This window comes from Paraconexibacter sp., assembly GCF_041602235.1.
Classification (GTDB): Bacteria; Actinomycetota; Thermoleophilia; order Solirubrobacterales; family Solirubrobacteraceae; genus Paraconexibacter.
In genome coordinates this window covers 1-8,917 of record NZ_JBFIGP010000154.1, presented here as the reverse complement: position 1 = coordinate 8,917, position 8,917 = coordinate 1, and the positions used below count along the sequence as shown (strand labels likewise).

General features: G+C 71.5%; 10 protein-coding genes and 1 tRNA gene. 4 read left to right on the top strand and 7 right to left on the bottom strand.

What is annotated here, in order from left to right; all coding sequences use genetic code 11:
* Nucleotides 1-268 precede the first annotated feature (268 nt).
* Nucleotides 269-1,924, top strand: coding sequence for an arginine--tRNA ligase (gene argS, locus ABYE80_RS12855; protein WP_372790682.1), 1,656 nt, complete (start codon nt 269-271; stop codon nt 1,922-1,924).
* Between the two features lie 42 nt (nt 1,925-1,966).
* On the opposite strand, the gene ABYE80_RS12850 is transcribed toward argS, so the two are convergent.
* Genes ABYE80_RS12850 through ABYE80_RS12835 form a run of 4 tightly spaced genes read right to left on the bottom strand, consistent with a single transcriptional unit; the run spans nt 1,967 to nt 4,624 of the window.
* Entirely contained in the window at nt 1,967-2,845 is an 879-nt protein-coding gene (locus tag ABYE80_RS12850) for an MOSC domain-containing protein (protein WP_372790681.1), read from the bottom strand.
* Between the two features lie 2 nt (nt 2,846-2,847).
* On the bottom strand, nt 2,848-3,612 hold the full coding sequence (locus ABYE80_RS12845; RefSeq protein WP_372790680.1) for a cytochrome c biogenesis CcdA family protein: 765 nt from the start codon (nt 3,610-3,612) through the stop codon (nt 2,848-2,850).
* A complete protein-coding gene (locus ABYE80_RS12840; protein ID WP_372790679.1) occupies nt 3,609-4,079 on the bottom strand; it encodes a cytochrome c-type biogenesis protein CcmH in 471 nt (156 codons plus the stop codon). The genes ABYE80_RS12845 and ABYE80_RS12840 overlap by 4 nt, the downstream gene beginning before the upstream one ends.
* On the bottom strand, nt 4,076-4,624 hold the full coding sequence (locus ABYE80_RS12835; protein WP_372790678.1) for a TlpA family protein disulfide reductase: 549 nt from the start codon (nt 4,622-4,624) through the stop codon (nt 4,076-4,078). The genes ABYE80_RS12840 and ABYE80_RS12835 overlap by 4 nt, the downstream gene beginning before the upstream one ends.
* A 68-nt stretch (nt 4,625-4,692) precedes the next feature.
* On the opposite strand from ABYE80_RS12835, the gene ABYE80_RS12830 reads away from it, so the two are divergent.
* Both ABYE80_RS12830 and ABYE80_RS12825 read left to right on the top strand, forming a co-directional pair.
* Nucleotides 4,693-4,765: transfer RNA gene (locus ABYE80_RS12830), tRNA-Gly, on the top strand.
* A gap of 76 nt (nt 4,766-4,841) precedes the next feature.
* Nucleotides 4,842-6,404, top strand: a complete 1,563-nt coding sequence (locus ABYE80_RS12825) for a family 20 glycosylhydrolase (RefSeq protein WP_372790677.1) — start codon at nt 4,842-4,844, stop codon at nt 6,402-6,404.
* 29 nt (nt 6,405-6,433) lie between these two features.
* Here ABYE80_RS12825 and ABYE80_RS12820 read toward each other — a convergent pair whose 3' ends face one another.
* Nucleotides 6,434-6,859, bottom strand: a complete 426-nt coding sequence (locus ABYE80_RS12820) for a universal stress protein (RefSeq protein WP_372790676.1) — start codon at nt 6,857-6,859, stop codon at nt 6,434-6,436.
* 143 nt (nt 6,860-7,002) lie between these two features.
* Here ABYE80_RS12820 and ABYE80_RS12815 point away from each other — a divergent pair, with 143 nt between their 5' ends.
* A complete protein-coding gene (locus tag ABYE80_RS12815) occupies nt 7,003-7,581 on the top strand; it encodes a hypothetical protein (RefSeq protein ID WP_372790675.1) in 579 nt (192 codons plus the stop codon).
* Here the strand turns inward: ABYE80_RS12815 and ABYE80_RS12810 are convergent.
* Together ABYE80_RS12810 and ABYE80_RS12805 are read right to left on the bottom strand one after the other, a co-directional pair.
* Nucleotides 7,578-8,345 (bottom strand): ABC transporter permease, encoded by a 768-nt coding sequence (locus ABYE80_RS12810; protein WP_372790674.1) that lies wholly within the window; start codon nt 8,343-8,345, stop codon nt 7,578-7,580. The two genes, ABYE80_RS12815 and ABYE80_RS12810, sit on opposite strands and share 4 nt — an antisense overlap.
* A partial coding sequence (locus tag ABYE80_RS12805) for an ABC transporter ATP-binding protein (RefSeq protein WP_372790673.1) occupies nt 8,342-8,917 on the bottom strand: 576 nt, incomplete at its 5' end. The genes ABYE80_RS12810 and ABYE80_RS12805, both read right to left, overlap by 4 nt.

Sequence of the window (8,917 nt, the reverse complement as noted above, 5' to 3'; positions counted from 1 at the left end):
TTGAACGCGACGAAGCGCCCGTTGGCGGACACCGTGGCGTCGAACGTGTCTTCGTTGCCCGGGGTCCCGGTCGAGCTGAGCGATGCCCGGGTCGTCGTCGGCTGTTGCGCAGCGGCGGGTGGGGTGAGCGCGAGGGCGAGGAGGCTGACGGCCGCGACCGACAGACGGATACGCGACATGGTTCGACTTTGGCCCTGTGCCGAGGGGAAGTCAAGGCCGTTCCGCGACGAGGTCCGAAGTCGTGAGCCACTACGCTGGGGCACCCCTCATGAGCGCACTCACCGAACTCCACGACTCCGTCCGCACCGCCGCTGCCGCCGTCGCCGGCGGGGCCGAGGGAGCGGCCGTCGAGAAGGCGACGCTCGAGCGCCCCAAGCAGGCCGATCACGGGGACTTCGCGACCAACGCGGCGATGGTGTTGACCAAGGCGCTGAAGCGCCCGCCGCGGGAGATCGCCGCCGACCTCGCGCAGCGGCTGCAGGACGATCTGGGTGCCGTGCTCGACCGCGTGGACATCGCGGGTCCGGGGTTCCTCAACGTCGTCCTGGCCGACGCGTGGTTCACCGGAGCGCTCGGATCGGTCCTCGAGGCAGGGGACGGCTTCGGGGCCGGCGGCGCGGACCCGCCACGGAAGGTCAACGTCGAGTTCGTGAGCGCCAACCCGACCGGGCCGCTGCACGTGGGACACACCCGCAACGCCGCCTACGGTGACGCGCTGGCGCGCATCTTCGAGATGCGCGGGCACCAGGTCTCGCGCGAGTTCTACGTCAACGACTACGGCTCGCAGATCGTCAAGCTCGCGACGTCCGTGCAGGCGCGGGCTCGCGGGCAGGAGCCGCCGGAGGACGGGTACCAGGGCGACTACGTCACCGAGCTCGCCCGGCAGGTCGACGGCGCCGACGGCGAGGACCTCGACGCCATCGGCGCCGCAGCGGTGCAGGTGATGCTCCGCTCTGCCGCCGAGAGCCTCGAGCGCTTCGGGGTCCACCACGACATCTGGTTCAGCGAGCGCTCGCTGCACGAGCCGGCGGAGGGCGCCACCGGCTCGGCGGTCGACCACGCCTTCGACGTGCTGGCCGAGCAGGGACGGACCTACGAGCAGGACGGCGCGTTGTGGCTGCGCACCACCGAGTTCGGCGACGACAAGGACCGCGTCCTGCGCCGCAGCAGCGGCGAGCACACGTACTTCGCCTCGGACATCGCCTACCACCAGAACAAGCTCGAGCGCGGCTTCGAGGTGCTGTGCGACGTCTGGGGGGCCGATCACCACGGGTACGTGCCGCGGATGCACGCCGCCTTCCGGGCGCTCGGTGGCGCCGCGGAGGACCTCGATCTCCTCATCATGCAGTTCGTCAACCTCAAGAACGGCGACGACCTGACTTCGATGAGCAAGCGGGCCGGGACCCTCGTCACCCTCGACGACCTCGTCGGGGCCATCGGAGTCGACGCCGCCCGGTGGTTCCTCCTGGCCCGCTCCCACGACACCCGGGTCGACCTCGACCTCGCCGTCGCGCGGGAGCAGTCGAGCGAGAACCCCGTCTACTACGTGCAGTACGCCCACGCCCGGATCGCGTCGGTCCTGCGGGACGTCGGACCCGAGCGCGTCGCATCCGCGCTCGCCGAGGTGGACTCCTCGGTGGCGCTCGGGACCGCCCTGCACGCGTCGGAGCGCGATCTCCTCAAGCTCGTGCTCGAGTTCCCGGACGTGCTCGCCGAGGCCGAGGAGCGGCGCGCCCCGCACCGGCTCACGACCTACGCGCTGGAGCTCGCGCAGGCGTTCTCGGCGTTCTACCGCGACTGCCGGGTGAAGGACGCCGAGCCGGCGGGGTTGAAGAGCTACCGGATCGCGCTCTGCGTGGTCACGCGCAGGACCCTCGCCCGCGCACTGGGGCTGCTCGGGGTCAGCGCCCCCGATCAGATGTGAGCCGCACCCCGCTCGGTCCGGCGGGACCGCTGCGGGTGGGGCTCAGGGAAGCACGACCACGTCGTCGCCGACCGCGATCTCGCCGTCGGTGAGGATGTCCGCGCGCAGGCCTCCGCGATGGACGAGCGCCCGCAGGACGCCGGGTGGCCCCAGGCGCTGCAGGTGGGCGCACGGCTCGCACCGACGGCGTCCGACGCACTGCACCTCACCGATCCGGAAGCGCCGTCCGATGAGGCTGTCGAGCACGATCCCGCGCACGGAGACGTTGCGTCGGGCCTGGACGGGGGTGATCGGCGCGCCGTCGACGATCGCGGCACCCAGCAGTTCCTCCTCCACCAGCGTGAGCTCGCGTCCGTACCCGGCTCCGCGCGAGAACGTCCCCCGGCCCACCGCGTAGCGGTCCCCCTCCAGCCCGCGGCCGGCGACGGCCCGCGCGCGGGCGACCTCGACGGCGGGCGCACCCGCGTCCGGGGCGAGGACGATCGCGGTCACGCTGCCGGGCTCGGCGATCGAGGCGCCAGGCGGGGTGGGAAGGCCCGGGACGAGCGCCGCGACCACGAAGCCGGCCAGCAGTCCCTCCGCGGGCCCGTCGGGACGGGTCGGGCGCAGCGGGTCCCAGATGATTCCCGCGGGTGCCGGCGACCCGAAGGCCACGACCCACCGGACGCTGCGCGTGTCGGCGTCGTCGGGAACCGCGGCGATCCAGGGACCGGGCCAGGCGAAGGCGTCCGGGTCGGCGACCGGGACCAGCCCGAGTCCACGCTCGCCGAGCCAGCCGCGCAGGCGGCCCGAGCCCGGATCGACGTCGTAGGGCTCGAGGTCGATCGCCTCCGGTCCGGTCTCCAGCACGCTGGCCAGACAGGCGATCAGCGACGCCGCGCCGCGGTCGTTCCAGTCGTCGGGTGGCAGGACCCAGCGCACGGCTAGAGGGAGTAGATGAAGTCCAGGCCGACGGCCTCGAGCAGGTCCTGGGCCTCGCGGTTCAGCTGGGTCATCTCCCCGGTGAGGATCAGCAGCCCCATGGCGATGAGGATGACGCCGCTGACCGTGGTCACGACGGCGTGACGGTCGCGGAGCCAGCGGAAGATGCTCGTCGCGCGATCGAAGGCCACCGCGGTCGCCAGGAACGGGATCGCCAGGCCCAGCGAGTAGAAGGCCAGCAGAACGCCGCCCTTGCCGACGGTGTCGGACGTCGACGCGGCGGCGAGGATCGACGCGAGCGTCGGCCCCACGCACGGGGTCCAGGCGACTGCGAAGGCGAGTCCGGCCACGATCGGCCCTCCCGCGCCGGCCCGCTGGATCAGGGCCTCGGGACGCCACTCCTGGTTGAGGCGGGTGATGAACGGCGTGAGCATGAAGAACGCGCCCATCGCGATGATCACGCTGCCGGCGAGCTTGTTCAGCAGGTCCTGGTGGTCGCGCAGGGTCGACCCGATGCCGGTCGCCGTCATGCCCAGGGCGACGAACATCACCGTGAACGACAGGCAGAAGACGACCGCCGGCCACAGCACCTTGGAGACGCCGTGCTCGCGCGTGCGGATGTCGGTGAGCGACACGCCGCTGACCGCGGACAGGTAGCCCGGGACGAGCGGCAGGACGCACGGGCTGATGAAGGACACGAACCCGACGGCGAAGGCCGCGAGCACGGTGGTGTCGGCCTCCGCGGCGATCGGCAGGGCGAAGCTCATCGGTCGAAGGCCGAGAGCTCCGCGTCCAGGCGCGCGCTGTCGGCCTCGTCGAGGGTCGCGACGTCGAGGCCGTCACCGGCGGGCGCCCTGCGGCGGGCCGCTCGCCAGCGCGGCAGCAGCACGGCGGCGGCGGCGAGCAGCCCGAGGACGACCGCGATCGGGACGAGGTAGACCGTGATCTCGAAGCCGTCGCCCTTCGGCAGCGCGAGCACGCGGGGCCCGTACTGCTCGACGAGCCGGTCCTTGACCTGTTGCTTGGTGAGCCCTTCCTCCACCAGTCGCTGGATCTCACGCCGCTGGGACGCCGCCTGCGGGGACTCGGCGATGTTGAGGGCGACGTTGCACGTCACGCACATCACCTCGTCCTCGATGTCGATGAGCGAGGTCTTCGGCGTGGCGGCCAGGGAGGCGGACGGCAGCACGCACAGGGCCGCGAGGACCACGAGCAGGACGCGGCGCACGGTCATGCCCCGAGCTTCCGCAGGGCGGTGTCGAGGAACTCCTCGCTGACCTGCCCGCGGGAGATCGCGGTGATCCGGCCCTGCGGGTCGATCACGAACGTCTCCGGCACGCCGGTCCCGCCGAACTCGTCGTACAGGTCGGTCGAGACGTCCTGCACGCTGGGGTAGTCGATGTCGTTCTCGCGCTCGAAGGCGAGCGTGTCGGCGGTCGGGTCGTTGTAGGTCGCGCCGAGCACGGTCCCCTTGCCGGCGTCGGCGAGGCGCTCGTGGATGCGCTTGAGCACAGGCGCCTCGTCCTTGCACGGCTCGCACCAGGAGCCCCAGAAGTTCAGCACCACGATCTCGCCCCGGAGGTCGGCGAGCTTCAACGAGCCGGTGCCGTCGACCTTCCGGCGCTCGAGGTCCGCGCCGGGCGCGACGGGGCGTTCCCCGCGCTTGACCGCGTCGTCGAGGGTGGTGTCGTTGCCGCCCGCGGCGATGCCGTAGACGAGCAGGCCGAACAGCGCGGCCGCGACGGCGATGACGGCGATCGGGACGGCGGGTCGCTTCACGCCCTTCAGGGTAGTGATCGACCGGGTCCGGCCACCCCGTCGCGGCGCGCTATGCTGGCGACCGCAGCGCGGGTGTAGCTCAGTTGGTAGAGCGTTGGCTTCCCAAGCCAAAGGTCGCGGGTTCGACCCCCGTCGCCCGCTTCGCGAGTCGGCACGTGCCGGGGCCGGACCCCATACCCTCCGCGCGATGACGTCCCTCGCACCCCGTTCCTGATCGATGGCCTTCGACGCCCCGGCCACCCCGGCCACCGCGCAGGTCGACCGGCCCCGGACGATCCCGGCGCTACGGTCCTGGACGCCGGCCCCGCCGCGTGAGGCCGGCACGTTCCGGCTCCGCGAGGACGTACGCGTGATCGTCCGCTACCGGGACCGCAAGCGGCTGCGCGGCGAGGCGCGCCAGCTCGCGGCGGACCTCGGCCTGCTGCTCGACCGTCGTGTTCCGACGACGGCCCGACGGGGAGTACGGGCGCGCACCGGCGACGTGATCGTCGGGCACACGACGCGGGATCCGACGCTGGGCAAGGAGGGCTACGGGCTGCGGATAGGGCGGGCTTTCACGATCACCGCGCCCACCACCACCGGGGTCTTCTACGGCGGGCGCACCCTGCTGCAGCTGGTGCGCCACGGCAGGACGATCCCCCGTGGCCGCGCCCGCGACCGGCCGCGCTATCCGGAGCGGGGCCTGATGGTCGATGCGGGGCGCAAGCCGTACTCGCGCCGGTGGCTGGCCGCACACATCCGCGAGCTCGCCTACCTGAAGCTCAACCTGCTGCACCTGCACCTCAGCGACCACCAGGGGTTCCGGATCGAGAGCTCGACCCACCCGGAGATCGTCTCGCAGGAGCACCTCTCGAAGGCCGACGTCCGGTACCTACTGGCCCTGGCGCGCCGCCACCACGTGACGGTCGTGCCCGAGATCGACATGCCCGGGCACATGACCGCCGCGCTGGAGCGGCACCCCGAGTTCCAGCTCCGCACGGCCGACGGCCGCACCGAGGCGGGCGTCCTCGACGTCGGCAACCCGGAGGCGGTGCGCTTCGCCCGCGAGCTGATCGGCGAGTACCTCGACCTGTTCGACGGTCCCTACTGGCACGTGGGGGGCGACGAGGTCCTGCCGTTCTTCACGTATCCGCTCGGCCTCTACCCGAGCCTGGAGAGGGCCGCGCGCGAGCGGTTCGGCCCGTCGGCGAACGCCAAGGACGCGATCCACGCGTTCATCAACGACGTCGACGACATGGTGAAGGCGCGCGGACGGACCACGCGCATGTGGCACGACGACATCGGCGGCGGGAGCGCGGTCACGCGCCACGAGGACATCATCGCGGAGTGGTGGATCAACGTCTCGCCGCTGTCGGACGTCCGGCCGCCGACCCCGCAGCAGCTGCTGGACCAGGGTCGCCGGATCCTCAACGCGGGGTGGTACCCGACCTACGTCGTCAACGGGGTCGGGGGCTCGCCGCTCCCCATCACCCCGAACTTCCGGGCGGCGTACGAGTCGTGGGACCTCCACGAGTTCCACGGTCCGCTGGTGCACGACGCGACGCTGCAGGCTCCGCCGGACACGGTCGCGCGCGACGAACCCCGCAACCTCGGCTCGAAGCTGCATCTGTGGAACGACAACCCGGCGTTCGCGACCGAGGAGCAGGACACCGCCGCGATCGCGCCGGGCCTGCGGGTGATCGCCCAGAAGACGTGGGAGTCACCGCTGCTCGTACCGGGCTACGCGGACTTCGTCGCGCTCGGGGAGCGCGTTGGCAGCGCGCCGGGGTTCGAGCCCTAGGGCGTCCGCCGCGCGCCGGTCCGGGCCGCCTACGACGTCTTCAGCACCAGGACGTGGCACTGCGCACCGTGCGCGATGCTGTTCGGCACGCTGCCGAGCAGGAAGCGCTTGGTCCCGCGCATGCCCCGGTTGCCGACGACGATCAGGTCGGCGCCGACCTCCTTGGCGACGGCGAGCACCGCCTTCGCGGGCTCCCTCCGGGAGGAGTGCGTCCGCACCTGCACATCGCGCCCACGGGCACGCGCGGCGGCGGCCTCGAGCAGCGCGTCGACCTCGTCCTCGGGACGGATGTCCCAGCCCTCGCCGCCCCCGCTCACGTGCCGGGTCCGGTTCGGCTTGTAGGAGCTGACGACGTGCAGCGCGGACCCGTGGGTGCCGGCCAGCGCGATCGCCTCGTTCACTGCGACCTCGGCGGTCTCGGACCCATCCGTCCCCACGACGATGACATCGAACATCGCAGCCTCCCGTTGTACGACCCCTGGTGCGATTCTGCCACGCCTGTCGAGGCGGGCGTGGAGTGTTTTCAGGGTGCGCCCTGATGTGGTGGGACCGGCGGGGCTCTACGGTCCGGGGACGGCCGGCGACCGGGAGGCTCCGCATGGGTATCTTCAAACGCGACAAGGGCAGGAAGCAGCCGCCCGACTATCGGGCGCTCCAGGCGGCAGCGCTCCCCGAGTGGATGCGACAGACGTACCTCGCGGGTACCGAGGGCGTGCACATCGGGCCGACGGCCCCGCCGGCGACCCAGGACCGGTTCGCCGAGACGCTCGCCGGGATCGCGGGCCGTCCCACGCCGCCCGGCAGGATCCGCGGGCTCGCGCGCATGACCTCCGGCGAGCAGGTGGTCGACGTGCAGATGACCCCCGACGGTCATCGCACCGAGCACGGGAGCAAGGTCTTCCGGGACGTGACGCTCGAGATCCATGTGCCCGGTCGCGAGGTGTACGAGATCTCTCGCCGTCGCCTGCGTCTCGACCGGCTCGACGTCGCCCACGCGGGGTACCCGGTGCTGATCTCCGCGGACGATCCGGACGCGGTCGAGATCCTGTTCGACGAGATGGAGACGACCGGGACCTCGATGCTGCAGCGGGCCGGGGACGTGATCGCCGCCCGGCTGGCGGAGATCGAGTCCGAGGTCCCGGGGCTCCTGCGCGACCCGGGAGCCCCGGAGCGCTAGGACCGAAGCCGGTAGCCGCGCCGGAACAGGCGGTAGTTCACCGCGAAGATCCCGGCGGCGGCCAGCGTCAGGAGCCCCAGCGAGAGCTCGACGTTCGCCTCGGAGTACCCGATGAACCCGTACCGGACGAGGTTGATCATGTAGTAGACGGGATCGATGTGGGTGAGCGTCTGGAACGGCTCGTCCAGCAGGGAGGCGGAGTAGAAGACCCCGCCGAGGAAGATCAGCGGCGTGAGGACGAAGGTCTGCGCGAACGACACGTCGTCGAACTGCTCGGCCCGGACGCCGACGAGAACGCCGAGCTGGGCGAAGAAGAAGCCCACGAGGAACAGGGCCGGGAACAGGACGAGCGGGTGCTCGATGGGGATCCCGATGAGGATCGAGGCGACGATGAAGGTCAGCGACGACACGACCATCCCGCGCAGGAAGCCACCGAACGTGAACGCCAGCAGCAGCTCCATCGGCGAGGCGGGGGAGGACAGCTGGTCGTCGATCGCCCGCTGGATCTTCTGCTGGAGGATCGACGAGGCGTTGTTCGAGAACGCGTTCGTCGCCCAGGCCATCATGATCAGGCCCGGCACGATGAAGACGACGTAGTCGACGCCGTGCAGCTTGTCGATGCGCGAGCCCAGGGCCGCGCCGAACACCGAGATGTAGAGGAAGGTCTCCAGCAGCGGGGCGCCGAGCGTCTGGCGCTTGATCTTCATGAAGCGGTTGACCTCCCGCCGCAGGAGCGCCAGGAAGCGGATCTGGGCGGTGCTCACAGCGCGGCCTCCGTCGGCACGTGCGCGCGGGAGAGCTCCTGGCGACCCACGAGCTTGAGGTACGCGTCCTCCAGCGTGTCGGTCCCGTACTGCTCGGCGAGCTCCTGGTGGCTGCCCTCGGCGACGATCCGGCCGTCGTTGATGAAGGCGATCCGGCCGCAGAGCTGCTCGGCCTCCTCGAGGTAGTGCGTCGTCAGGAGGATCGTGGTGCCCTCGGCGTTGATGCGCTGGACGTAGTGCCAGAGCTCCAGCCGCAGCTCGACGTCCACCCCCGCGGTCGGTTCGTCGAGGATCAGCAGGCGCGGGCGGTGCATGAGCGCGCGGGCGAGGATCAGGCGGCGCTTCATCCCGCCCGAGAGCGTGCGGGTGCGGTCGTGGCGCTTGGCGGTCAGCGAGAACGCCTCGAGGAGCTCGGCGGTCCGCTCGCGCCGGTCGCGCTTCGTCATCCCGAAGTAGCCGCCGTGGTACTCGAGCGACTCCTCGAGCGTGAGGAACCAGTCGAGGTTCAGGTCCTGCGGTGCGAGCCCGACCGCGGCGCGAGCCTCCTGGTAGTTGTCGATCGCGTCGTGCCC

What these genes read in the sequence shown, in the direction of transcription:
- ABYE80_RS12820 (WP_372790676.1), bottom strand. Translation starts at nt 6,859, where the DNA reads ATGTTCGATGTCATCGTCGTGGGGACGGATGGGTCCGAGACCGCCGAG.
- ABYE80_RS12815 (WP_372790675.1), top strand. Translation starts at nt 7,003, where the DNA reads ATGGGTATCTTCAAACGCGACAAGGGCAGGAAGCAGCCGCCCGACTAT.
- ABYE80_RS12825 (WP_372790677.1), top strand. Translation starts at nt 4,842, where the DNA reads ATGGCCTTCGACGCCCCGGCCACCCCGGCCACCGCGCAGGTCGACCGG.
- argS (WP_372790682.1), top strand. Translation starts at nt 269, where the DNA reads ATGAGCGCACTCACCGAACTCCACGACTCCGTCCGCACCGCCGCTGCC.
- ABYE80_RS12840 (WP_372790679.1), bottom strand. Translation starts at nt 4,079, where the DNA reads ATGACCGTGCGCCGCGTCCTGCTCGTGGTCCTCGCGGCCCTGTGCGTG.
- ABYE80_RS12845 (WP_372790680.1), bottom strand. Translation starts at nt 3,612, where the DNA reads ATGAGCTTCGCCCTGCCGATCGCCGCGGAGGCCGACACCACCGTGCTC.